This window comes from Silvanigrella aquatica (assembly GCF_001907975.1).
Classification (GTDB): Bacteria; Bdellovibrionota_B; Oligoflexia; order Silvanigrellales; family Silvanigrellaceae; genus Silvanigrella; species Silvanigrella aquatica.
Genome location: NZ_CP017834.1, coordinates 1 through 26779, shown reverse-complemented (window position 1 = coordinate 26779; position 26779 = coordinate 1). Strand labels below are relative to the sequence as shown.

At 34.0% G+C, this 26779-nt stretch carries 20 protein-coding genes and 1 tRNA gene; 11 read left to right on the top strand and 10 right to left on the bottom strand.

What is annotated here, in order from left to right; genetic code table 11:
- The first annotated feature begins 15 nt into the window (after positions 1 to 15).
- From AXG55_RS00105 to AXG55_RS00090, 4 genes are all read left to right on the top strand, one after another.
- Positions 16 to 987: a hypothetical protein gene (locus AXG55_RS00105; RefSeq protein WP_148696122.1), complete on the top strand. Its 972-nt coding sequence runs from the start codon at positions 16 to 18 to the stop codon at positions 985 to 987.
- A 73-nt stretch (positions 988 to 1060) separates the two neighbouring features.
- Positions 1061 to 1144 (top strand) — tRNA-Leu (locus AXG55_RS00100).
- A gap of 47 nt (positions 1145 to 1191) precedes the next feature.
- Positions 1192 to 1497, top strand: a complete 306-nt coding sequence (locus AXG55_RS00095; protein WP_148696121.1) for a BolA family protein — start codon at positions 1192 to 1194, stop codon at positions 1495 to 1497.
- Positions 1498 to 1642: 145 nt separating this feature from the next.
- Entirely contained in the window at positions 1643 to 3409 is a 1767-nt protein-coding gene (locus AXG55_RS00090) for a sensor histidine kinase (protein WP_148696120.1), read from the top strand.
- Positions 3410 to 3775: 366 nt separating this feature from the next.
- Here the strand turns inward: AXG55_RS00090 and AXG55_RS00085 are convergent, their stop codons facing one another.
- The 3 genes from AXG55_RS00085 to AXG55_RS00075 are packed head-to-tail and all read right to left on the bottom strand — an operon-like array spanning position 3776 to position 8085.
- Entirely contained in the window at positions 3776 to 5329 is a 1554-nt protein-coding gene (locus AXG55_RS00085; RefSeq protein WP_148696119.1) for an Rne/Rng family ribonuclease, read from the bottom strand.
- Between the two features lie 54 nt (positions 5330 to 5383).
- Positions 5384 to 6889, bottom strand: a complete 1506-nt coding sequence (locus AXG55_RS00080; RefSeq protein WP_148696118.1) for a 3-deoxy-D-manno-octulosonic acid transferase — start codon at positions 6887 to 6889, stop codon at positions 5384 to 5386.
- Between the two features lie 32 nt (positions 6890 to 6921).
- The gene (locus AXG55_RS00075; protein WP_148696117.1) at positions 6922 to 8085 is read right to left on the bottom strand and encodes a citrate/2-methylcitrate synthase; all 1164 of its coding nucleotides are present in this window, start codon (positions 8083 to 8085) and stop codon (positions 6922 to 6924) included.
- A gap of 124 nt (positions 8086 to 8209) precedes the next feature.
- Here AXG55_RS00075 and AXG55_RS00070 point away from each other — a divergent pair, with 124 nt between their 5' ends.
- The 6 genes from AXG55_RS00070 to AXG55_RS00045 are packed head-to-tail and all read left to right on the top strand — an operon-like array spanning position 8210 to position 13949.
- On the top strand, positions 8210 to 9280 hold the full coding sequence (locus tag AXG55_RS00070) for an acetyl-CoA carboxylase carboxyltransferase subunit alpha (protein ID WP_148696116.1): 1071 nt from the start codon (positions 8210 to 8212) through the stop codon (positions 9278 to 9280).
- A gap of 10 nt (positions 9281 to 9290) precedes the next feature.
- Positions 9291 to 10013, top strand: a complete 723-nt coding sequence (cmk, locus tag AXG55_RS00065; RefSeq protein ID WP_148696115.1) for a (d)CMP kinase — start codon at positions 9291 to 9293, stop codon at positions 10011 to 10013.
- A gap of 23 nt (positions 10014 to 10036) precedes the next feature.
- Positions 10037 to 10753, top strand: a complete 717-nt coding sequence (locus tag AXG55_RS00060; RefSeq protein ID WP_148696114.1) for a MotA/TolQ/ExbB proton channel family protein — start codon at positions 10037 to 10039, stop codon at positions 10751 to 10753.
- A gap of 14 nt (positions 10754 to 10767) precedes the next feature.
- Positions 10768 to 11214 carry an ExbD/TolR family protein gene (locus AXG55_RS00055; RefSeq protein WP_148696113.1) on the top strand — a complete coding sequence of 149 codons (447 nt, stop codon included), beginning with the start codon at positions 10768 to 10770 and terminating at the stop codon, positions 11212 to 11214.
- Positions 11211 to 12422: a TonB C-terminal domain-containing protein gene (locus tag AXG55_RS00050; RefSeq protein ID WP_148696112.1), complete on the top strand. Its 1212-nt coding sequence runs from the start codon at positions 11211 to 11213 to the stop codon at positions 12420 to 12422. The genes AXG55_RS00055 and AXG55_RS00050 overlap by 4 nt, the downstream gene beginning before the upstream one ends.
- 18 nt (positions 12423 to 12440) lie before the next feature.
- Positions 12441 to 13949, top strand: coding sequence for a DPP IV N-terminal domain-containing protein (locus tag AXG55_RS00045; RefSeq protein WP_233231261.1), 1509 nt, complete (start codon positions 12441 to 12443; stop codon positions 13947 to 13949).
- A gap of 25 nt (positions 13950 to 13974) precedes the next feature.
- Here AXG55_RS00045 and AXG55_RS00040 read toward each other — a convergent pair whose 3' ends face one another.
- From AXG55_RS00040 to AXG55_RS00015, 6 genes are read right to left on the bottom strand one after another with little or no spacing between them, the layout of a single operon-like run.
- Positions 13975 to 14826, bottom strand: a complete 852-nt coding sequence (locus AXG55_RS00040; RefSeq protein WP_148696110.1) for a non-canonical purine NTP pyrophosphatase — start codon at positions 14824 to 14826, stop codon at positions 13975 to 13977.
- A 37-nt stretch (positions 14827 to 14863) separates the two neighbouring features.
- Positions 14864 to 15523, bottom strand: a complete 660-nt coding sequence (gene fsa / locus AXG55_RS00035) for a fructose-6-phosphate aldolase (protein ID WP_148696109.1) — start codon at positions 15521 to 15523, stop codon at positions 14864 to 14866.
- Positions 15524 to 15537: 14 nt separating this feature from the next.
- Positions 15538 to 17409 carry a hypothetical protein gene (locus AXG55_RS00030; protein ID WP_148696108.1) on the bottom strand — a complete coding sequence of 624 codons (1872 nt, stop codon included), beginning with the start codon at positions 17407 to 17409 and terminating at the stop codon, positions 15538 to 15540.
- Between the two features lie 5 nt (positions 17410 to 17414).
- Positions 17415 to 19889, bottom strand: a complete 2475-nt coding sequence (gyrA, locus tag AXG55_RS00025; protein ID WP_148696107.1) for a DNA gyrase subunit A — start codon at positions 19887 to 19889, stop codon at positions 17415 to 17417.
- Positions 19890 to 19915: 26 nt separating this feature from the next.
- A complete protein-coding gene (gene gyrB, locus AXG55_RS00020; protein WP_148696106.1) occupies positions 19916 to 22366 on the bottom strand; it encodes a DNA topoisomerase (ATP-hydrolyzing) subunit B in 2451 nt (816 codons plus the stop codon).
- 43 nt (positions 22367 to 22409) lie between these two features.
- Positions 22410 to 23594: a DNA polymerase III subunit beta gene (locus AXG55_RS00015; RefSeq protein ID WP_148696105.1), complete on the bottom strand. Its 1185-nt coding sequence runs from the start codon at positions 23592 to 23594 to the stop codon at positions 22410 to 22412.
- Between the two features lie 571 nt (positions 23595 to 24165).
- Here AXG55_RS00015 and AXG55_RS00010 point away from each other — a divergent pair.
- Positions 24166 to 25278, top strand: coding sequence for an L-threonylcarbamoyladenylate synthase (locus AXG55_RS00010; protein WP_148696104.1), 1113 nt, complete (start codon positions 24166 to 24168; stop codon positions 25276 to 25278).
- On the opposite strand, the gene dnaA is transcribed toward AXG55_RS00010, so the two are convergent.
- Positions 25271 to 26779 (bottom strand): chromosomal replication initiator protein DnaA, encoded by a 1509-nt coding sequence (gene dnaA, locus AXG55_RS00005; RefSeq protein ID WP_148696103.1) that lies wholly within the window; start codon positions 26777 to 26779, stop codon positions 25271 to 25273. The genes AXG55_RS00010 and dnaA overlap by 8 nt on opposite strands.

Below are 26779 nucleotides of genomic sequence, written 5' to 3'. Positions count from 1 at the left end.
TAAGGATTTTCTATCATGGATTCTGTTAGTTTTAATCTTGATGCTGTAATCGATGTCGATAGTGAGCTCTATCGCGTAGAATTAATTGCTTTATTTAAAAGTTGCGCCATCAATCCTATTATTGCATCTAAAGAAAATACGCTTAATGAAATTAAAAAATTAGGAGAAAATGGCTGTAAACAAACTCTATTTATAACTGATAAAATTGAAGAAAAAAAACTTAAAGAACATGAACTCATTCCATCAATTAAAATTGAAAATTTATTACTGGTCGATGAAGAAACGAAAGACAAAATAGTTGATAGCGAAGGCCTCATGCTTTTTGGTCATGTGCTTTCTTGTAACCAAGAGCATGTCCCTCATTTACAACTCATGAGTACCATTAGAAAAATTAGAGAAAAAAAATATTTTGGAGTTGATAAGTGTGTTTCTTATGGAGCCTATGTTCATCGCTACGTCTTATCCCACAGCGATCAAAGACAATGGTTTCGTGATGCCTTATATGAATTTATTAAAGGATTATCACACGTTTTAGGTCGACCAACGGATGCTTATGCTCAATTTGGAGTTGAGGTTCAAGAAGAACTGCTGATGAATGCCATCTGGGATGCCAACCCAAAACTCCAAGACGTCGATAGGAGAGTCCCCATCGCACTACTGCCCCAAGAAACGGTACAAGTAGAATGGAGCTTCGATGGAACATATTTGGCTATAGGAGTCAGAGACGCTTTTGGCTCATTTAGCAAAGAAACTGTTTATAAATACTTAAAATTTTTATTTGCGAGCGACCGTAAAGCAATGGTTCGCCTGCAGCAAGAAGCGGCGGGAGCAGGACTTGGTTTATTTATGGTGCTAGAAAGATTAAGCTCTCTCATCATCACAGTGACTCCTCATAAAACAACTGAAGTCATTGCCATTCTAAATCTCACAACAAGCCCAAAAGCCTTTACACGAAAACAGCGTTCATTTCAGTTCTTTAGCATTTAAAAATAATTTTTTTAGTTTTTATCAGCAAATAGGGTTGAACTAAGTAAAATTCTCATATACAGAAGGGGAACGAGCGGATGTGGTGAAATTGGTAGACACGCTGGTCTTAGAAGCCAGTGCCTTTGGTGTGAGAGTTCGAGTCTCTCCGTCCGCACCATTTGATATATCTAACCCCAATGGCTATAGGCTTATCAAGGTAACATGATGAGTATTAAATCCTCTATCGAAACAAAATTACAAGAAAAATTAAAGCCTATTTATTTAAAAGTAGAAAATGAAAGCCATAGGCACAGCGTGCCAAAAGGCTCTGAATCCCATTTTCGTATTGAGATTGTTTCCCCTTCTTTTGAAAACAAAAGCCTTTTAATTAGGCACCGTTTTGTAAATGAAATTATAAAAGAAGAAATTTCAAAAATTCGCGCCTGCTCACTTCATACACTGACTCAAGAAGAGTGGGATAAAAAAAATGGTAAAATGGAGCGTTCTCCTACCTGCGCAGGGGTTTCTTAAGTAAGATCATATATTAAACTAACTGCAAATTATTCCTACTACACAAATTTTTTATCACAAACTTGACGTAATAATAAATTATATATCAATATAAAATAAAATTTGTTAAATTATATATAATTATCTATAAAAGGTAAAAAACAAAGTGAGTCTAACAGAAAAATCACCTGAATTTAATATAGATGATATCCTTAAAGATCTCAACAAAATAAAAACCAATAATAAAGAACTACAAATAAATATTATAACAGAAAAACTCATATACTATACAAACATATTAAAAGAAAAATATATTTATCAAAATAACTTAGAAAATATTTATGAAATAATTCAAGCAATAAGTGCATTAAATTTTAAAAAAAATTTTACACCTAATATTGATGATACAATTATTCAAAAAATTACGACCGGGCTTAATATTTTAGCAAAAGAATTAGAAATTGCAGTTATTTCGAAAAATGAGCTTGAATGGCGTGATATGATTTTTGAAAGCATATTAGAGAATATTCCTATTGCCTTATATTTAAAAGATACTCAAAATAATTCTCAAATAATTCTCTGGAGTAAAGGAGCTGAAACTATTTTTGAGCTTCCCAGAGAAGAAGTCTTAGGTAAATCATCTTTTGAAATTCTACCACATGAAAATGATAAAAACTATTGTTTCACAGATCAAAAAGTTATTTCAGAAGAAAAAACAATAGAAATTCAAGAAGAAATTAATTTAAGCAAAAAAAATAAAAAACTCATATTACGCACAAGAAAAATTCCATTGAAAATTAAACACGAGAAGAATCAAAATTTTATTTTAGGTATCTCAGAAGATATAACAAAAAAAATATTGGTAGAAAAAGAATTAGAAGAAACTATTAAAGCAATTGAATCCTCATCTATTGTTGCCATTACAGATTCTCGTGGTAAAATTATTTCTATTAATGAGAATTTTTGTATTATCTCTGGTTATGAAAAAGAAGAACTTCTAGGACAGGATCATCGAATTATAAACTCAGGATATCATTCAAAAGAGTTTTTTTTAAGCATGTGGAAGACAATTAGCTCAGGAAATATTTGGAGTGGTGAAATTCAAAATAAAAATAAAAATGGTAATTTTTATTGGGTACAAACAGTTATTACTCCTATAAAAGATTATGATGGAAAAATTCAAAAATATTTATCAATTCGATTCGACATTACAAAGCAAAAAGAAACTCAAATAAAACTTTTCCAAAATAGCAAAATGGCTGCTTTAGGAGAAATGGCTGCTGGAATTTCTCATGAAATTAATAATCCGCTAGCTATTATATTTAGCAAATCAGAATTGATAAAAGCAAAGCTAAAAATGAAAAATATTGATGATCCAAATCTTATACAAGATTTGAATCAAATTCAATCAACTGTAAATAGAATTGTAAAAATATTAAAAGGACTTCAATCTTTTTCCAGAAATTCTGAATTTGATGAAATGGAAATTTCAACTATTTTAAAAATAATCGAAGATACTATAAGTTTTTGTAACGAAAAATTCCAAAATAAAAACATAGAACTACGATTAAACTGTCTCGTAGATTATAAAATAAAATGTAGACCTTCAGAAATATCACAAATTATATTAAATTTATTAAATAACTCAATAGATGCCATTAGTGAACTTAGTGAAAAATGGGTTGAAATAGATGTCAGTAAAAATGAAAATTTTTTAAATGTATCAATTAAAGACTCGGGCTGTGGAATACCCGATGAAATTGTCAGTCGTATTATGCAACCTTTTTTTACCACTAAAGAGCTAGGAAAAGGAACAGGATTAGGTTTAAGCATATCAAAAGGATTAGCACTATCTAATAATGGTGACTTAACTTACAAAAAAACAAATAAGAACACATGCTTTGTTTTATCAATCCCAATATATAATGACTAATATTTCTATTAAATAAAACACTTACAGATCTGTGACATTTTATTTTTCTTTTCATATTTACACCAAAAAAAGTTATTATAATCTATTTGCCGAACTCATTTTTAATTACCAAAATTGGAGAATCTTAATATTAATATTACAATCCTTTTTAAAACCTGAAAAGTAATTTTTTTCTTTTGGCAGTCTATTTTTTGGAAGAAACTTTTTGGACTCCGTATTAGGTCATACTTCTACATTGGCTGATATACCCTACATCGCGAATTATTATCGTTTAAAAATATTAAATACAATGGGGTATACAGAGAATAAAAGAAATATATTTCAATATTTTATCTTACAAAAATTAAATAAAGATTAATATTGTTATTACTCAAATCGCATAGGTGCAATTTCAAAATGCTCTAAATGATAATCTAAAAAGGATTTTACCACAACTTTTCTTGAATGTTTGGATTTTAATTCATCGATAAATATTTTATCTTCTTCAAGCAATCTATCAGCAACTTGAGGGTGGGCTTTTACAACAAACCCTTCATGATTTGATCTGGAAAACTCTCTAAGCAACTCTCTAATAACTTCGTATGACACCGTTGAAGGACTTTTCACGTGACCATTTCCATCACAATAAGGGCAGTCCACAGTTAATTTTTGCATTAAACTTTCTTCAGTTCTTTTTCGAGTCATTTGAACAAGACCCATTTCAGAAATGCGCAATACAGTCGTTTTAGCTTTATCTTTTTTGAGTTCTTCTACTAATGCTTGAAAGACTTTATCGCGATCATCGCTGCGATCCATGTCAATAAAATCAAGAATAATTATGCCGCCAATATTACGCAAACGAAGCTGTTGGACAATTTCTTTTACTGCTTCTAGATTTGTTTTAACAATGGTATCGCCAAGAGATTTATTTCCTACAAAGCGACCTGTATTCACATCAATAGCCGCGAGTGCTTCTGTCTGTTCAATAATTAAATAGCCGCCAGATTTTAACCAAACTTTTGAACCCAAAGCCCGAGAAACTTCTTGTTCAATGCCAAAGGCATCAAAAATTTGAGTTTCACCTTGATAAAGTTGAACTTGAGCACCCAATTTCACGCTAAAACGATTCAAAAAGCGAACAAGATCTTCGTAACGTTTTTTATCATCGATGACAATGCGATCTAAATCTCTTGAAATCAAATCACGTGTAGCGCGGAAAACCAAATCGAGATCTTCATGAACTAAACAAGGTGACTTTGATTTTAAACTTTTAACACGCAAAGACTCCCAAAGTTTCACTAAAAAATCGATATCTGCAATTATTTTTTCATCGGGAACATTTTCACTTGCTGTTCTCACAATAATGCCAGCACCCTCTGGTTTTATTTTTTGAACTATGGAGCGAAGTCGATTGCGTTCTTCTTCACTTTGGATGCGGCGGCTGACACCGATGTGATTAATACTCGGCATCAAAACAACGTAACGGCCAGGTAAACTTAAGTAAGTTGTTACTCTAGCACCTTTTGTGCTAATGGCATCTTTTGCTACTTGAACTAAAACTTCCTGACCTTCTTTTACAAGATCTGATATTCTATAGTTTTTTTGCAAAGTTTTAGGCGGATTCGTTTCACTGCCTTCTTCTTCATCTCCTTGATGAGCATGTTCATGCTTACCTTCTTCATCAAAATATTCAGGCAATTCATGGGAACCTTCAGGTTTTATATCCCCTCCATAAAGGAAGGCAGCGCGTTCTAAACCAATATCAACAAAGCAACTTTGCATACCTGGTAAAACACGTATTATTTTTCCTTTATAAATTCCTCCAACAATACCTCTATCTCGACTTCGTTCAATATAATATTCCGAAACCTGACCACCCTCTATTAGAGCCACTCGTGTCTCATAAGAGGTGCTATTTATAACTAATTGCTTAGCGACCATGACTCATATTCTTTTTTTAAAAAGGTTCAAAAATCCAAACACAAATGAAGTTACCTAGCCGATATTTATTTTACCTTTTAAAAAGGCTTGCAAGATAATTTCACTTGTATCAGGAATACTTTTAAACAGCTGTAACGTCTTTGCTTTAGCAAGTCCTAAACGCTTAGCTGGATGGGTTGAGTCAGTCCCCTTCTCTATCAAACTAACCCAGTGAACAAGAAATTGGAACAACTCATTTCTATTTTGAAAAGAAATAGCCCCTCCCGCTTTTACAAGCTCACCTGCTTCACGAGCGCGCAAATATACATTTCCGATAAGTACAGGAACACCATGGGCGGCAGGCTCTAAAACATTGTGAATTTGACCATCAAAACCACCACCCACAATTGCAATGTCACCAAGCTCATAAATTTCAGCTAAAAAACCGACCTTGTCGACGATAATGACTTCACAATAATTCATAAGTTCAGCGGAAAATTTATTAGATTTTTTTAAATTATAAATATGATTTGGTAATTTTAAATCATTATGTTCTATATCCAAATTTTTAATAAATTCTTTATCAGTATTTTCTTTACTATTTTTAATTACAATTTCATTTTGAATTTTAATAATAAGTTCAGAGTATAATACAGCTTTAATTCCCAAAGAATAAAAATCATCCAGCACACTTTGACAAGCTTTATCATCCACATTATGAGGAACGTAAATAATAAAAAATTTTTCTTTTATTGAAGCACACTTCAAAGCAATTTTATGTTCTTCTAAATGAGGTGAGCCAAAAACGATGCATTTTTTTGAATAGACTTCTTTTTGTGCTGAACAGTAGCTATAAAATTTTGAAAATTCAGATATTAAATTTTTATTTCCACCATAAAGAGCTCTTTCATAAGCTCGCGCCCATTTTGCATCTCCAGATAAAAACACGTTATTTTTTGGAGTATATTTAGAAAAATAATTAAAATCATCTAAAGATACTGCAAAAATATTTGTAAAATTACTATAATATTTTTTATTCCAACTTTCACTTATAAAACCTAATAAACCTTTTCTTGTTTTTTTAGCTGATGCGGAAATTAAATTTAGTTCTACTTTATTTTTTATACATGAATTAAATAAACTAGGCCAAATATCATAACGAACAAAAAACATTTTTTCAATTTTAATATTATCAAATAATTTTTGGTAATATTTATGAATATCAACAGGCAATCCCGCACTACCAATAATCGCAGGAAAGTTTTTTAAAAAAGGTTCGGCACTTGGTGAATAATATGTCAAAAAGAACCGGGCTCCCAATTTATCATTTAATTTTTTTGCCACAGGAATAGCTTGTTCCATTTCTCCCGCACTTGCTACATGAAACCAATAAATAGGAAAGCTTTTATGGGATAAATTTTCAGAAGCTATCCTTAATTTTGCATTCTGTATTTCATTTAAAAATAGGGACGGATTCCTGAGTTCACAAAATCTTTTAAATTTCTTATGCATAATAATTTTTGAAAAAAACAACATAAGAAAATATAAAAAATACTGAAAAAATTCATATAAAAAATACACTCAATTCGCTCCTAAAAAAACAAATAATTTTCTCATCTTTGATGAATAGGGACATAAGGAACATTAATTTGACCAATATATTTTGAATTAGGACTATAAATTTTATTGTTTTGTCTTAGTTCTAATATATGAGCACACCAACCTACCATACGCGCCGCAGCAAAAATTGCGGGGTATAAAACAGGATGAATTCCTAGTTTTTTATAAACAGATCCACTCCAAAAATCGACATTGACATAAACAGGCAGCATTTTTTCTTGAAAAAACTTACGCGCCTCTTCTTCAATTTGATTCAATAATTTCAAATCACTCTCTTTTTCGTCTTTTGAAGTCAATTGAGATAAAATATCTTTCAAAATAATAGCCCTGGGATCAATAGTTTTATAGACACGGTGACCCATACCCATAATCTTACCCCCGGAGTTCAATAAATCTCTCGTATATTGTATAACATTACCACTCATTTTTGCTTTTTTTAACATTTCCACAGAAAGTTCACTGGCGCCGCCATGCAAAACACCACTTAATGCGCCAACAGCAGCACTAGTCGCAGAATAAAAATTACTCATCGTAGAAGCAACAGCACGAGCTGTAAATGTCGAAGGTGTAAAACCATGATCCATTTGAATAATAAGAGCAATTTCCATACATCTGCTTTGCTTTTTAGTCGGAATTCTGCCAAAAAGCATATATATAAAATTTTCAACAAAAGTTAAATCTGATCGCGGTTCCAATAAAGGAACACCTAAATAATGTCTGTAAGCAGCTGATAGAATAACAGGAGTTTGAGCAATAATCCGCATTGCTTTTTCAATCTGATTTTCTTCCTCAAAATCATCATCACTTCTATCAATACAAGCTAAAGATGCCAAACCGGTTTGCAATACCAACAAGGGACTTAAATGCTGTGGAAATTCCTCTATAATTCTAATTACTTTTTCTTGAGAATGAGACATATTGCTCAAACTCCACTGGAAGCCATCAAGCCTGCTTTTTGAGGGAAGTTTTCCCGTTAAAAGTAACCAAGCTGATTCTTCAAAAGAAGCATGAGCAGCTAACTCAGCAATATTTATTCCGCGGTAAAATAATCTTCCATTGGCTCCATCAACCCAACTTATACTTGTCGTATCTGCAATCATGTCTTGCATATTATATTTCAAATCTTCTTGTTGTTTTAAAAGGTCATTTTGGCTCATATCAAACTACCTCGGTTTTTTTGACCATTAGGCTCAATTTTGCTACCAACTTTAACAATGCTCGAAGTTGGTTTTGAGCTGTACTCATTGTGACATACCAGTACTTTAAGAGGATTAAAACAATATGGACATTTTACAGCTTGAAAAACCCCTTCTTGAACTTTACAATAGAATATCAGATCTCCGTTTGGCAGCTCAACAATCCGCAATTTTACCAAATAAAAACGAAGATACAAAAGGCTTAAATGAAGAAATTTTAATCTTAGAAAATAAATTTGAACTTTTAGCAAAAGAAATTTTTTCTAATTTAACACCCTATCAAATTACTCAACTCTCTCGTCATCCGAATAGACCTTATACTTTAGATATTATTAGCCAATTATGTTCGGATTTCATTGAATTACATGGCGATAGAAACTTTGCTGACGATCAAGCTATGGTAACAGGAATTGCCCTATTTCGAAATAAAAGAGTTGTCATTATTGGACATCAAAAAGGACGTGGCACAAAAGAAAATATGAAGCGTAATTTTGGCATGCCTAAGCCTGAAGGATACCGAAAAGCTCTGCGCCTCATGAATCTTGCGGAACGATTCCAGCTTCCCATTATTACTTTTATTGATACACCAGGTGCTTACCCAGGTATTGAAGCGGAAGAACGCGGACAAAGCGAAGCTATAGCAAAAAATATCATGGTCATGAGCCGCCTTTCTGTCCCTATTATTTCTATCGTCATAGGCGAAGGAGGAAGCGGAGGAGCTCTCGCTATTGGGGTTGCCAACAAAACATTTATGATGGAATATTCAACTTACAGCGTCATTTCTCCCGAAGGATGCGCTTCTATATTATGGAAAGATGGCACTCAAGCTGACAGAGCCGCTAATCTTTTAGGGCTCACTGCAGATACGGCCTTAAAAAATAATGTTATTGATGGCATTATAAAAGAGCCTCTTGGGGGTGCACACTGGAGAAGCAAAGAAGCAATTCAATCGATTGGAAATGTTTTAGAAAAAAATATAGAACAACTTTCAAAATTAAGTAAAGAAGAACTCAAGGCTGATAGAGTTAAAAAGTATTTTAAAATGGGCTCTTTTAAAGAAATGCCCAGTATCCCTTCTCCTTATACAGAAAAACCATGCATTTCCGGGTGGCAGGAACCATGGGAAGATGTGGAGAAATCTCTAGGTCTTCAATAGAGGCTCAAAAATGCTAAACTCAATTAGTCATGTACCAGAAAAACTAAAAGTCATTACCATTGACGGCCCTGCAGGTTCAGGAAAAAGCACCGTTGCCCGCATAGTTGCCTCTAAGTTAGGGTGGATATATGTCACAACAGGAGCTATTTACAGAACTCTGGCACTCCTCTTTCATGAAGCAAATATAAAAGACACAGATTTAGAAAACATTGAAAGATTTATATCTTTTATAAGTGAACGATACCGGCAAGAATCTTCAACAGGAAAAGTATTTATCGGTGAACGTGAAATCACTCAAGAAATTAAAGCTCCTCTTGTTTCGGAACTTGCAAGTATTCTGGCTCAAGAAGATAGCGTGCGAAAAAGATTACTACCTATTCAACGAAAAGTTGTTTTAAATAATCATGGTGCCGTCGTTGACGGAAGAGATATGGGCACTGTTGTCTTTCCTGATGCACCTCTTAAAATATTTTTGACCGCGTCAGCAAAAGAGAGAGCAGAAAGAAGATGGAAAGAATTAAATCAAAATGGCCAAAAAACTGATATAAAGGAATTACTTCGTGAGATTCATGAACGGGATGAACGTGATCTGAATAGAGCTATTGCGCCTTTAAAAGCGGCGCATGATGCGATTTCACTCGATTCCACAAAATCAACTCAAGAAGAAATTGCTAAAGCTATTTTACAGTTTGCTATGCAAAAGGATTTAGTAATTTCTCAAAATGAATTATAATTTATTTTTGGAAGGCTTTTTTAATGGATACTGTTGCAGAATCTTCAAAAATTGATTGGTTTTCCATTATACTTAATGGTGGCCCCGTTGGTCTCGCAATCATGATATTGCTTGCCGTTATGAGCGTCTGGGCTTGGGTTGTCATCATTGGAAAACTACGCTCCTTAAGCAATTTACATAATTTATCTGAAAGATTTCTCTCTAACTTTTGGGAAGCAAAAAGCTTATCTGAACTCAATTTAAGAGTAAAAGATATGGATTACAGCCCCGCTCGTGAAGTCTTTCGTTCGGGCTTTAATGAAATGATCCGTGTCCTCCAAACACGGGAAAAAAGAGGCGCCACAGGCTCTATTCCCTTTGATACCGTTAAAAGAACCCTTTCAAGACAAAAAATGCTCGAAGAAACACATCTTGGAAGCAATTTAAGTATTTTAGCTGTGTGTTCATCTGCAGGTCCTTTTATTGGACTTTTTGGAACTGTTGTGGGAATCATTCGCGCTTTTCACGATATTGGTTCAAGCGGCGCTTCCAGTTTAGCGGCGGTGGCCCCTGGAATTTCAGAGGCATTAATAGCTACTGCTCTTGGATTATTTGTCGCTATTCCTGCAGTTATTTTCTATAATATTTTAATCAACAGAATAAAAAAGCATCTTGTGTTATTAGATGGTTTTTCTTCAGATTTTATTAATATCTTAGAAAGACATTATACTATAAAATCTGATCAAGAACCAAACCATTAAAGGTATTTAAACAAATGTCATTTCAATTAGATAATGAAAACAGTTTTCACGAAAGTAAACGTAAAACAAATTTTATTTCTGAAATTAATATGACTCCCTTTGTCGATGTTTGTCTTGTTTTACTTATTATTTTTATGGTAACAGCCCCCTTTGCTATTTCGGGTGTTAATGTTCAACTTCCTAAAACAACACAAACAAAACCTCTCTCCTTATCTGGAGAATCACTTGTATTATCAATTAATAAAAAGGGTGATTTTTATTTAGGGAAAACACAAGTTCGAGAAACTAATTTAGTCGCTGAAATTAAAAAATCAATTAAACAAACCGAAGTTCCTGCTCTTTTTATTCGTGCCGATGATGGTGTTCCCTATGGAAAAGTTATGATTGCCATGACGGCGGCACAACGAGCAGGAGTGGAAAGAATTGGAATGGTTGGTGAAAACAAACGTGATAAAAAATGATGGATAAAGACTTTCATTTAGAAATCAAAAATTATCGTTTTCCAGAAGTTGATGAGAAAGTTATGCTAAAATTTAGCAAAACATCTTATACAGTTAAAAATAATGTCCTCTTTTCAAGATCAACAAACGATAGTATAGACGACTATCCAGTAACAGGTCCTAAATATTTAAAAATATCAGAACTGCCACTCAATAAAAAATTAATTCAACCGGAAATTGACATTAAAGCGAACAGTTTAAAAATTCCATTTCTTTCTCCCATTGAAGTTGAAGAATACTATAAATCACAACCAAGTCACCTTGTTATTGCAATAGCAATTCATATTTTATTGATTGTTTTTTATTTTGTGACTTCTTATTTTAACAACTTGCAATCTCCAAAACCAGAAATTGTGGAAGTCACATTTGGATTAAGCGAAAATGCGGCTCAAACTGCTCAGAAAATTAACGAAACAGATCTAGGCGAAACCGAAGCAAAAAAAACAATTCGCGAGCTTCCCCAATTAACTAAAAATATAACTCCCGATACCTCACCCGCACCTCAAGAGCAACCACCTACATTAAATAACCAAGAAACACTTGTATTTAAAGAAAAACAAAACAAATTAAAACCTCAAGATAATAAAGAAAGTAAAGAAAAGTCAGAAATAAATAAACCTATTGGCCCTATCCCTGACAAAGACAAACAAAAAGTGAAATTAGATGACTATTTAAAAAGAAAAGAAATGGATTCAAGAAAGGAAGGAAGTTTAAAAAAAGAAGGAATCACAGAAAAAGATATTGCTAAACCCGATGGAACAAAAAAAGTTGTACCAAATAATATTCCTACTTCTCCCTTCTCATCTCCAAGTGACATACCCGATAGTCCTTTTTCTGACTCCCCTTCTGGCGTATTAGAAGGTAAAGTAAGCAGCAAAAGCTATAATAGTTATAAAGCCTATATTGGAAGACAACTTAAGCTGAATTGGAGCACTTCAGAAGGAAATACTTTTCCTTCCAGCTTAAAAGTAAAAGTAGAATTTGTAATAAATCCCTATGGACATTTACTTGGAAAACCTCAAATTGTAAAATCCAGTGGTAACAGTGAATTTGATCAATTGGTCCTGAATTCTCTTGAAAGCGCTTTCCCTGTCTCAGAACCTCCACCCAAAGACATAAATCCACCAAAGAGATTTGAAGCAATATATACCGCTAAAAGTGTGCAATAAAAAAGGAATGGTATGAATATGAAAAAGTTCTATATAAAATTATTAATGAGTTTTCTTATTATAATGAATATATCAAACAATAGCTTTGCTCAAACATCTTCCTCTTTTTCAACTAGTGAAAAATCAAGTTCATTTGATTCAAAATCAGCAACCATTATAAAAAATCAATCCGAAACTCAATCATTCACTAAAATAGCAAATAAAGATGATATTGTTCCCGAAGGAAAACTAGATAATACCATTGATGTGGGTGCTCCGGGTGTTAAAAAAATTCGAATCGCTATTCCTACTTTTGTTTTAGAAGATAAAAACATTTCATTAAGTTCACAAGAATTAAATTTGTTTACAAAAAGAATTCAGAATTTATTTGCTTTCACAAATTGGTTTGAATTTATTCCACAAGCTGCTTTTACCGCTCCCAATAACGCAGCTCTTTTTCCTTTTCAATCTTCACAATGGACAAGTTTAAAAGCTGAATATGTGTTGTTTGGAAAATTTACAGCTTCCACAAATGCAGGACGTTTTAACCTTGAATTTAGACTTTTTGATGTAAAATCACAAAATCAAGTTATAGGAAAACTTTATACGAATTTAAGTTCAAAATCGACAGATATCGCATTAAGAAGATTTGGTGATGTCACTTTAGGCGCGTTAACAGGCACTCCTGGACCTTTTATGTCACAAATTGTTTTTGTTGGAAAAAAACAATTGAACGCCAATGGACAAATTTATGTTGCCGATTTTGATGGCGGCAATTTAAAACAAATCACAACTAATAATTCTGTTAATTTAAGCCCCACATGGACTGCTGATGGAACGAAAATAACTTATACCTCATTTAAATCGGGTAAACCTGAAATATATAATTATAATTTAATTACAAAACGAGAAACAAAACTTGTTTCTAATATGCAAAACAGCTCAGGGGCTTCATGGTCTCCCGATGGGAATACCGTTGCATTTTCTGCAACATCTCAAGATGAAAAATCGACTCATATTTTTACAATTGATAAATTTGGAAGAAATAAGAAAACACTTATTGATACCAGCTCTATTGAAGTAGAACCCTCTTTTTCTCCAAATGGCAAACTTCTTGCCTATACCAGCACAAAATTTGGTAAACCGATGATTTTTATTAAAGATCTCGGCAATGATACCAACACAAGAATCACTTACGCAGGATGGTACAATGCGTCAGCTAGCTGGACTCCCGACAGCAAAACTCTAGCATTTGCTAGCTACGATAGGGATATTGACCGCTGGGATTTGTTTCGAATTGATGCCACGGGATCCAACATAGAGCGCTTAACTTTAAACCAAGGCGATAACGAAAAACCAACTTGGTCCCCCGATGGCAGGTTTATTTTATTTCAATCAGATCGAAATCCCAATGGCAGCCGCAATGGACCTAAAAAGCTTTATATTATGACAAAAGATGGCTCTTATCAAAAATCATTAGATATTCCTCTTGTCGAAGCAAAGCAAGCTTCTTGGGGCCCCCGCATAACAGAATTAGAAGAGGAATAAATCATTTTTAAGTATGATTTCGTTTCTATTTTTTTTGCGTTAAATTTTCTTGAAATGCCTTCATAGAAAAAGCACGATGACTCAATTTATTTTTTTCTTCCATAGTTATGCTTGCAAATGAGAGATTCGAATTCATTTTGGAATAAAACTGCGCATCATAACCATGTCCTGCCCCTTCAATGAGATTTTGTTCTTGAGTAGAAACTTCGCCTATACAAAAACCATAATGAACATGAATCAATAAATCGGAAGGGAATTCTTTATAAAATGTAGAAAAAGGAATTTCTACAGAACAAAAACCTCCTTCACTCTTCATATTTACATTGCCTAATAAATTGGTTTCCACTTCTATTAATTTTTGATTTACAAAATATTTTGCTTCATTGAATGAATAATTATTGATAAATAATAAATTTTCTTGATTATTTGAAAAAACAATCTCAAATAAAAAACACACAAAAAAAGCAGGTAATCTTTTTTCATTTCCAACAAAATAGGCAGCACTATTTTTATTTATTTCATTTATAAGTTTTAATCTATTATGAATATCATTTTTAGGTTCACCTGCGTATGTTGCAGAATGCACACCAGGTTTAAAATGAAGAGCGGGGACACATAATCCAGAATCATCAATTATAATTTTATCGATATCCTGAAATAATGATTGATTTTTATTTTTTAAAACATATTGAACTGCTGCAAATACTTTGATGAAAGCATTTGAAAGAAAAAAATCTGAGTTTTCAATAGGCTCAACAATACCGATTTCTGAAATTTTTTTTAACTCTTTAAGACCGATAACATTTTGTTTATTTAAAAACATCTGTTGAAACTCAGATAGTTTTCCTTGATTTCCTGTAAATATAAATACGCTCATTTTTTAACTTACTATACTTTAATTTATTATATATGAATTAAGATAAAATACTTTTTTGCCCTGATTTCTTCCAGTCATCAATAAATTGAGCAAGTCCTTTATCTGTTAAAGGATGTTTATAGAGCTGCAGCAAAACATGATAAGGAATTGTAGCAATATCCGCCCCTGCAATAATAGCATCGGTAACATGTCTTGGATTGCGAATACTCGCTGCTAAAATTTTGGTTTCTACTTTATGAGCAGAATACAATGCTCGAATTTCAGAAATTAAGCGAATTCCTTCTTCTCCTATGTCATCAAGTCTGCCAATAAAAGGAGAAACATAGGTAGCACCCGCTTTAGCAGCCAAAAGCGCTTGTCCCACACTAAAACAAAGTGTCACATTTGTTTTAATGCCTTTCCCTGTTAAGTGTTTGCAGGCTTTTAATCCCTCTTGAGTTAAAGGTAATTTAATAACGATGCTGTTCGCTATTTTAGCTAATTCTTCAGCTTCTTTTAACATACCTTTCACATCTGTTGAAATCACTTCAGCAGAGACAGGACCTGGAATGATATTTATAATTTCTAACAGAATTGTTTTAAAATCATGTCCTGATTTTGCTATCAATGTCGGATTTGTCGTAACTCCATCGCAGACGCCAAGTTCTGCAACTTCTTTTATTTCGTTTATATCAGCTGAATCTATAAATATTTTCATACCAACCATCCAATTTAATAAGAAGTAAATACAGTGCTCGATTGAGATACAGAATATCTTGTTATACTAGAATTCAAATAATTCACACAGAAAATTTTTGGTGTCGAAGTGGTTCCTGCAAACACATCTGTACACGTTTGTGCGCCAGATGCTGTAGGGAAAGCAAAAACTGAAGGCTGTGTCGGATCATTATTTAATTTAGGATATGTCGAATTACTACCTTGCGCGAGCGCTACCGGATTTGCGGTTAACCAAGCTGAATCTCGCCCCATTGATCCAGATACTGCAGTATTTCTTGCCCAATAAGGCAGGCATTGATTAGAACCGAAATTTAACACACTCATATTTCCAATACCCGTTGGAGTCGTATCAAAATTAGAAACATTTGATGTTCTTGAGTACATAAAAGGAGTTAAAGGACCTGCGTTTTGAGTAGAAGAATCACCAATTAACCAAGAGCTTTTTAGGGTTGGATTATATATTGTATTATAAGGATCAATTATTTGATATTTAGAGATATTTACAAAATCGGATTCACCCGAAGAAATAACACCTCCGCGAGATGCTCTAATTGAATTGATATTCGCTTTTAAAATATCCAATCCCGTAAGTGCCATCACCTCATTACCATTACCTACTTTCCCATCATTAGACGATAAATCATTCCCCCCATTTGTTCCTGATTTCACAACAAAGAGGGTATTATCTCCCAATACCGTATATTGGTTTGAATTTGATGATGCAGCAGTAGTAAAACATCCCACAGCACCCGCTCCATTATTTGGGGTGTTTGCCCAGTATGACGACCAAAAACCAGTTTGAAAAGTAAATGAATTTTTATCACTATTGGAAGTGTTATTTGGATCAATAATAGAAGTCCCTTTTGAAACGGATGCATAAGGCATTCCATTTTGATTCCAGCCTAGTGGCACAAAAAATGCTGAATTATTTAATGGATTTCCACTTGTAATCAATGCATTTAAATCGACAACTATCATTGAAGTAGAACGATAATCAGGTTGAATTTGGCAGTTTTTACCATTACATAATGTTACATTACCATTAGTTTTGCCCGAAAAATAAGTTAGAGGATTGGGTAATCCAGGATATTCATTTATAGACCCATTGTATCCTCCAATTGTCCCCGTAGGAAAGGCAATAAATAAATCATGTGTTGCATCATATGTGGGAGCTATAGAACCAAAGGTATATTGAACAACATTTGAAGAAATGGCACTATTTAACGAAGAAGACTGCTGTGCTAAAGAGCTCGGATCATTTAATCCATAAGAAAGAACAAATAATAATTGACTTGTAGAAAAATTACTAGCTACCTTCGCTAAAAATGTTCTTGGAGGGACATTGCCCCCAGTGTTATCATCGTTTTGAAAGGTCAGAATGGTTCCATATACATAATAAGAACTGTCGCCAGATCGTTTAAAAATTCCTAATTTTTTTACAGATTGTTTGCCATTTGATGAAGGCAAATTAAGAGTAATATTAGGCAATGATGTTGGGTTAGTGGAAGAAGTATAATTGTAAAATTGTACTTGTGTTGTTGTATAACTAGAATCAAAAGATAAAGCGACCAATTTTGAATCATTACTTACAGCAAATTCAGTCGCGTGTGCAGGAATAGATAATACATTGCTTAATGTAGCATTACCTGAATTATCAACAGTATATGTTTGGATACTGCCATCAGAATAATCACCATTTGCAGAAGTATTTAAAAGCAAAAAATTATTTGAATTTAAGGCCGCCATCGCTCCTGGAAAAGATAAATTATTACCTATAGGAGGAGCTAAAGGTCTTCTACCGCAAGAAATAAAAAAAAATAATCCCGTTAAAAAAGATACAAATGAAACAATTAAAAACTTTTTCATACTTTTTACTCAACTTCTTCGTTGGACTCAATAGGTGTAACAGGAGTCTCATCAAATTCACTTGGCATTGAAACAGAAACTATTTTTTCATCTTCAAGAATTCTCATTAAACAAACACCTTGTGTTACGCGTCCCATGACTCTTAATGAAGAAACAGAAATTCTTAATACGCGGCCTGTATTCGTCGTAAACATAACATCACCATCTGATGGAACTGACATCATACTTATGACTTTGCCATTGCGCTCGCTAATTTTAATTGCTTTAACGCCTTTGGCACCACGGCTTGTTTTCCTATATTCTTCTAATTTACTTCGTTTTCCATAACCTTTTTCTGTTACAACAAGTAAACTTTCTTCTGGTTTTACAACTTCAGCAGCAACAACATAATCTTTGTCTTCATCGTCAAGAGTGATGCCTCGCACCCCTTTAGCGGTTCTTCCCATACTGCGAACATCATCTTCATCAAAGCGAACGGCTTGCCCATTTGCTGTGGCAATCACAATTTCATCTTTACCAGAAGTGATTTTTACGGACACCAGAGTATCACCATCTTCTAAAGTAACGGCTCTTAAACCGCCAGAACGAATATTTGAAAATGAAGATAATTCGGTTTTTTTGATAGTTCCTTGTCTTGTTACCATTAAAATATGTTTATTTTCTGCAAATTCTTTAACAGGTAGCATTGCCGTAATTTGTTCATTACTAGACATTGTTAAAATTTGATTTATAGATTTTCCTCTGGCCGTAGCAGAAGCTTCTGGCAATTCATAAACTTTAAAGCTATAAACTTTACCTAAATTTGAGAACATTAAAACATAATCGTGCGTATGAGCATGGAATGTAAACCTGACGACATCATTTTCTTTTAATGCAGCTCCTGTTTTTCCTTTGCCTGCTCTGTTTTGAGTTTTAAATTCATCTTGATTAACACGTTTAATATATCCCGTACTTGAAAAAGTAACAAAGACATCAGCGGGTGGAATTAAACTTGCGATATCGACTTCTCCTGCATCAACTGCAATTTCTGTACGTCTGGGATCGCTGTGTAATTTTTTTAAGTTGATAAATTCTTCTTTAACAATAGATTTCACTCTTTCAGGCTTTTCTAATATGTCTTTTAAATCGGCAATAATTGCTAATGTTTCTTGATATTCAGCAATAATTTTGTCGCGTTCCAAGCCTGTTAATTGAGCCAAACGCATATCCAAAATAGCAGTCACTTGTTTATCTGAAAGAGAATAAGCTGAAATTAATTTTTCTTTAGCATCGTCGCGGCTCTCAGCACCGCGTATTGTGGCAACAACTTTATCAATATTATCGACAGCAATCTTTAAACCTTCCAAGATATGCAAACGTTCTTCAGCTTTACGTAAGCGATAAGTGGTACGGCGTGTAATCACTTCTAAGCGGTGCTCTAAGAAATATTCCAAAGTTTCTTTTATATTAAGTAAACGCGGAACACCTCTTACAATACAGACCATATTCACACCAAAAGAGTCTTGTAGGCGTGTTCTCTTGTAAAGGTGATTTAAAATAACTTCAGCATTTTCACCTTTTTTAATTTCAATGACAACGCGTATGCCTTCTTTATTACTTTCATCACGAATGTCTGAAATTCCTTGAACTTCTTCGTCTTTGACCAGCTCTGCAATTTTTTCAATCCAAGTGAGTTTATTTACCTGATAAGGAAGCTCAGTGACAATAATCTGTTCACGACCTCCCTTAGTTGATTCAACAACAGCACGACCTCTGACAACAATACTGCCACGCCCCGTGCGGTAAGCATCTTGAATTCCTTTAAGTCCACAAATCATTCCATAAGTAGGAAAATCGGGACCCTTAATAAAATGCATCAACTGCTCAACTGTTGTTTTGCCCTTTTCAATGAGATGAATTAAGGCATCAATGATCTCTCCTAGGTTATGAGGAGGTATATTTGTGGCCATCCCGACAGCAATACCACTTTGTCCATTAATTAAAAGTTGTGGTAAAACAGTTGGCAAAACAAGAGGTTGAACTTCACTGTTATCATAGTTGGGGCCAAAATCTACGGTATCTTCTTCAATCGATGCCATGAGTGATTCGGAAATTTTAGCCAAACGAATTTCGGTGTAACGCATCGCAGCAGCAGAGTCGCCATCGATAGAACCAAAGTTCCCTTGACCTTCAATAAGCGGATAGCGCATAGAAAAGTCTTGTGCTAAACGAACCAATGCACCATAAACGGCGCTATCACCATGGGGATGGTATTTACCCAATACATCACCGACAATACGCGCTGACTTTTTAAAAGGTTTATTGTGCATATTATTTTGTTCATACATAGCATATAAAACACGCCTGTGAACAGGTTTCATGCCGTCGCGCACATCAGGAAGAGCACGACTTACAATAACACTCATCGCATAATCAAGATAAGCGTTTTTCATTTCATCATTAATATTTGCTGAAACAATACCTATTTTTTCTTGTAACATAATTATTTTCCAACTTTTTACTTTAATTAAGCGTCAAGGTTTCTGACATTCAAAGCGTTTGATTCAATAAATTCTTTTCTTGGAGGAACATCGTCACCCATAAGCATAGAAAAAATATCATCAGCAGCCATGGCATCTTCAATTGTAACCTGAAGAAATTGTCTTGTAGAAGGCTTCATTGTCGTTTCCCACAATTGTTCCGCATTCATTTCACCAAGACCTTTATAGCGCTGAATATACGCTCCACTTTTACCTTCTGAAAGTAAAAATTCTCTTAAATCTACCCAAGATGGGATTATTTTAGCTTTTTTATCGTGAGAATACTTTAAAGGAAGAGAGAAAGTAGAATCTAATTGCATAGAAAGTCTTTTCAACTCTTCAAACTCTGACGAACTAATGAAGTCAAAATCTAATTTAAAATGATAAGGTTTACCAGATAGTTGTATATCTAAAATAGCGTAATATCTATTGTGTTCATTATCAAAATCAACTTTTGCATAGACATGACCATATTTAAGAACATGAAGTTTTAATTCTTCTACAAAATTTTCAAACTCTGTTTTATTATAAAAAATTTCAGGAGTTAATTTAGTATAATTTGCTAAATAATTAACTACAACAGAACTTCTTCTACGTGCTAAAATATTTGTAATACGATTTCTTCTTTCGACACAAGAAAGCATATTTTTAACAACAGATAATTCTAATGTCTTTTCATTAGCATCAATAATTACTGCGTCCTGCATAGATGTTTCAACTAAAAATTTATCGAGAGCACCTTCATCTTTAAGATAATGTTCTATTTTACTTTTCTTATAGCGATATAAAGGTGGTTGGGCGATATAAAGATGTCCTCTTTTAATAACTTCTTTCATTTGTCTATAGAAAAAGGTTAAAAATAAAGTTCGAATATGGGCTCCATCCACGTCCGCATCCGTCATGATGACGATTTTATGATAGCGAAGTTTAGAAATATCAACATCATTATCATGCCGTCCAATACCCGTTCCTAAAGCTTGAACTAGCAATCGGATTTCTTGGTTAGAAAGCATTTTATCTGTAGTTGCTTTTTCAACGTTTAATATTTTACCTTTTAAGGGCAATACAGCTTGTGTTTTTCTATCACGCCCTTGTTTTGCCGAACCGCCCGCAGAATCCCCTTCCACAATAAACAACTCACAATTTGCCGGATCGCGATCTTGGCAGTCTGCAATTTTACCAGGAAGTCCGCCTAAATCCAGCGCACTTTTTCTACGAGTTAATTCTTTTGCCTTACGTGCCGCAATACGAGCACGTGCTGCATCAACAATTTTAGATACAATTTTCTTTGCTACGTCAGGATTTTCATGAAAATAATCACTCAATTTTTCATTTAATGAGCTTTCTACTAGTGTTCTGATCCGTGAATTGGCAAGTTTATTTTTAGTCTGTCCTTCAAACTGGGGATCACGAAGTTTGACATGAACAACTCCCGTCAAACCTTCACGAATGTCTTCGGGAGATAATCCTTCCTTCAAATTTTGAACAGCTTTGTCATTTGAAGCTAATTGATTAACAACACGCGTTAAGGCGCCTCTCAATCCTGTAAGGTGAGCGCCACCTTCCGCTGTATTTATGTTATTTGCATAGGAATAAACACTTTCGGAATAACTGTCATTCCACTGCAATGCGATTTCAATGATAGTTTCGTCTTTATCAACATTCATGTAAATAGGTTTAGGATGAATAACCACTTTACTTCTATTTAAATATTCAACAAAGCTAACAAGCCCGCCTTCATATTTAAACTCTTCAGATTTATCTTTGACTTCATCAACAAGTCGTATACAAATTCCTTTGTTTAAAAAGGATAATTCACGAAGTCGTGAGCATAAATAATCAAAACTAAATTCGGTAGTATCTTGAAAAATAGTGCCATCGGGTTTGAATGTTGTTGTTGTGCCATGGGCTGTTGTGTCGCCTATTCTCCGTACATCAAACTGAGGAATACCACATTTGTATTCTTGCTCATAAACGCCGCCATTTTTTTTCACTTCTACGCGGCAATAACTCGATAAAGCATTTACTACAGAAGCACCCACACCGTGCAAACCGCCTGAAGTTTTATAAATTTCATTATCAAATTTTCCGCCCGCATGAAGAATTGTCATAACAACTTCAAGTGCGCTTTTTCCTGAAGGATGTTTATCAACAGGTATCCCACGCGCATTGTCGGCAACAGTAACGCTTCCATCGAGATGTAGGGTGATTTCAATTTGAGATCCATGACCCGCTAAAAACTCATCAATAGAGTTGTCAACCACTTCATAAATCAAATGGTGAAGACCTACTGTGCCTGTGTTGCCAATGTACATCCCAGGACGTTTACGAACGGCCTCTAATCCTTCCAAAACAGTGATATTTGAAGAACCATATCCGTCATCTTTTTTTTCATAATTTCCTGGATCGCAAACGAATAAATTGGATTTATTAAACATAGCTCTTTTCTTTAATCTAAAATTAAAAACTTATAAAACAATTTTAAAAACGGGCTGGTACAAGAAGATAAAAGACATCAAGCCCTCTTTGATTTTCCCCGGTAATTTTAACAGGTCTATTCATGTTTTCCCAAGCAAATTGGACTCGTGAACCGGATAAAACCCCTAAAATACCCATAATCAAAGAACCGTTATAGTTCACTTCGAAAGGAGATGCTATAGATGCGTTCATTTCTATCACTTCCTCGCCCTCTTTCTGGCCAGGAGTCGAACTTGCCATCGTTAAAAGAGCATTTTCAAAATGAAATTTCATCACTTTATTTTTATCTGCAAAAAGCAAAGAACGTTTTACGCTATCCTGAATTGCTTTTAAATCTAACTGAATTTCAGTATTTATTTTTTGAGGCAATGCCGCTTCATACGGAGGATATTGTCCCGCAATGCACTTTGCAAACATAGTATATTCTTCTGATTCGACAGAGAAAAAGAGCTCTTTTTCATGCCATTTGATACAAAATTCCTTTTCAGGCTCTAAGGAAGCGACTCTTCTTAATTCCTCAAGAGCTTTTCTTGGCACAAGCACTTGACTCGAGTCTAAATTGTCAATTTGAATGCCTTCGTTTAAAGTTGCTTTTGCCAATCGCAAGGCATCACTAGCCACAGCGTTAATAATTGGAGTATTTTCAGAATTTTTTTCTGCCCAAATTAAAGCACCGTTTGCGTAAAAACGATTGTCATCTACAGAAACAAAGTCCTTAAAGCTTGAAACCCAACGATCTATATGACTTCCTTTTACAGTGATTCGTGTTCCCGCTTCTGGAATATCAATTTTACTTTGAGATTGATCATGAACTAGCTGTATTTTTGCAGAACTTCTTCCGCATTTCAATTGAATACGAGAAGGTAAATCCGCTTTTAAATAAACCTTTGATGAAGGGAGTTGTTTTACATAATCAGAAAACTGTTTTCCTGATACTTTGATAGTTCCTTGTCCTGTATAAGGCGTTGCTATTTCACATTTGATTGCGAGGTTATGACTGATTGATGAAATAACAACCTTTTGATCGCCTGAAAAGGTAAGTTGTACCCAACCGATATCGGGATCAATTTGAGCTGCACTTACTGATAACAACGCATTTGCTAATTTATCCCTTTCAAACTCAGCAGAAATTTCAGGGCTTATACTTTGGACGTCGGATGAAAAAAAATATCTGCTCTTTTTAAACATGTGTCCACCTTTGAAAAAATTCACCTATGCAATAATTTGCTTAACCTATTGTCAACAGCTGTTCAAGCATGAGTACTTGAGTCACACTTCTTATACACTTTATAAGAAATTTAAAAACTTTTTTATTAGAAGTAGTAGTAGGCTACCCCCTTTCTTGTGGATAACTTGGGTTTGAAAGTGATCAACCTGTTATTTTTCATACACTAATGGTAAAATTTAAAGCTCAAAATCATGTGGATAAGATGTGGAAAACATGTGGATACAATGTGGATAAAAGGAAATTTATGTGGATAACTGTTTGCTTAATCAAGAGGCATTTGAGTTATCCACAGGTTATCCACATCTTATCCACAGAGTTATCCACATTGCCAAAAGAGAAATATGTTGCTAACCAAAAGTGGGTTTTAGTCCTCTTTTTTGTATGTGAGTATGTGGATAACTTTTGATTTTGATGTGGATAACTTTTTGCAAAAACCTTGAAAATCATTCTAAAATATGGAAAAAATGCGATCACTAAGGGTGATCACTTTCTATGTGGATAACATGTGGATAAGTCGATTAAGAACTCGAAATGTATAAAAAATCGGAGTGGATTGTGGCACAAATTTTAAGTTTCTCTGACGAATCAGTAAGTTATTGTGTAAAAGCTCTTTTAAGAGGAGAATTAGTCGCATTTCCAACGGAAACTGTCTATGGACTAGGCGGAAATGCACTGGATGATAAGGCCTTAGAAAAGATTTTTCATGCAAAAGGAAGGCCAAAATCCGATCCCCTTATTGTTCACATAAACTCAATGGTTCAAGCTGAAAGTCTAACAGAAATGACCTCATTTCAAAGACAATGTTTTGACATATTAGGTGAAGCTTTTTGGCCAGGTCCCTTAACTTTAATCGTGAATGCTTCTAAAAATATTTCAAAACTCATCACGGCAGGCGGCAATGCTATTGCGTTGCGCATTCCCATCGGAGAAGTTGCTCAAAGTTTATTAAAGCAATCGCAATTGCCCCTTGCTGCTCCCAGTGCCAATCGATTTGGGCATGTGAGCCCCACAAAAGCTCAGCATGTTTTAGATGATTTAGGGGATTACCCTAACTTATTTATATTAGATAATAATCAAAGTTGTGATATTGGAATTGAATCCACAGTTGTTAAAATTTCTGAAAAAAAAAGCCTATCTATATTACGTCCTGGAGCTATAAGTTCATTGCAAATTAAAAAAGTTTTGCAAGATAAGGGTGTTTCTGTAGAGGTTAAAATTATTAAAAGAGAAATTAAGATAAGCAATATAGGAGAGCATCTTTCATCTGGAATGGAAGCGCCTGGTCAATTGCTTACGCATTATGCACCTTCTCTTGAAGCCTTTATAGTGCAAAAAAAAGAACTAATTGATAAAAATAGTCAATTATTTTCAAGTGATATCTTTAAAGACGCTGTTATGATTGACTTTAATGCGAGTCATAAAAATTTAGGTAAATTATTTTTAAAATATTTTGATCTTTCTGAATCGGGAAATCCCCAAGAGGCGAGTCGTAATTTATTTCAATTTTTGCGAGAAGCAGAATCGATTAAAAACGCAAAATATATATTACTACCAAATTTAATGTCAGAAAATAATGAAGAATTAAATGCCATATTTGATAGAATTTTTAGAGCTGCTTCTGGTAAATATGTGCAAATTAATTAGATTGCATTAACTGTTCAATTTTTCTTTTAATTTGTATAAAGCTTCCTCTAAAATCATCATCTTTATCAAGTAATTCTTTTACTTTAGACATGGCGTGTAACACAGTTGTGTGATCTTTTTTTCCAAATGCATTTGCAATGGCAACAATTTGGAGACCGATCATTTCTTTGGCTAAAAACATAGCAATATGACGTGCGACAACAAATTTTTGTTGCCGACTGGGCCCCATTAAATCGGCCATTTTAATTTGAAAATGATTGGCAACAACTTTTTGAATTGCCGTTGTATCGATTGAGGCTTCCATGTTTCCCGTAGGAAAACGTCTCTTTAAAATCGTGGTTACAGAATCAATTGTGGGGCTTCTCCCAGTCATGTGTTGATTCATTAAGAGATCTTTAAGCAGCCCTTGAATTTCTCGCACATTTGTTTTTGCATGTGTAGCAATTAAAAAAGAGATTTCTTGATTGATTTTTAAACCAATTAAATTCGCTTTTGTTTCAATAATGGCAACGCGATCTTCAAAACCAGGTGGTTCAATATCAACAAGCAATCCTTGTAAAAATCGACTTTTTAAGCGCTCTTCAATATTTGGAATATCTTTAGGAAATTTATCGCTCGTGATAACGATTTGTTTTCTCTTTTGATAAAGTTCATTAAAAGTGTGGAAAAATTCTATTTGGCAAGCATCTTTTTTCTCAAGAAATTGAATGTCATCCACTAATAAAACATCACAAGCACTATATTTTGCACGTACTTCATCCATTTTGCCAACTCGAATTCCTTTGTGAATGACATCATTCACAAAATCTTCACTTGTGATGTAAAGAATTTTTGCATTGGGAATTTTTTGAATAATTTCATTACCCACAGAGTGGAGTAAGTGTGTTTTACCTAGTCCTGTGGCTCCATAAATAAATAAAGGATTTGATAAGTTACCCGGATTTTTTGCCACAGCCTCGCATGCTGAGTAAGCAACCAAGTTGCTTTCGCAACGAATAAATGTTCCAAAATTTTGAGTAGCATCAAGGGTTCGTGGTTTTTCTGTATTAACAGGAGGTTGAAAGTTTTCTTCTGAAGAAGGATTTTCATCTGCTTTTGAAGAGGCGGGTATTTCAAAATGACCTTTATTTTTTAGTTTTTTCTTCTTTTCTGGAATATAATTTGTTTCCTCTGGGAAAAGTGTGATTTGGGAATCAGAGGAAGGATTTTTTGAATTTTTAATTTTGGGAACATCTTCTTCATGACTAGGAGATTCAATTTTAAAAGTGTACTCTTTACCCCAGCATTCTTGGACAATTTTTTCAATTTCATCTTTTTTGGGGGAGATGATGTGATCCCTATAAAAAGGTTCTGCGCAATAGGAAACCAAAGTGTAACCTTCTAATTTTACAGGAGTTATAAGTTTAGTTATTTTAGCAGCAGTTTGTTTTGAAAGTCCCAGTTCAATAAAGCGGGCGCGGAGCTTTTCAGAAAAAATTTGATTTGATTCTCGTTCTAACAT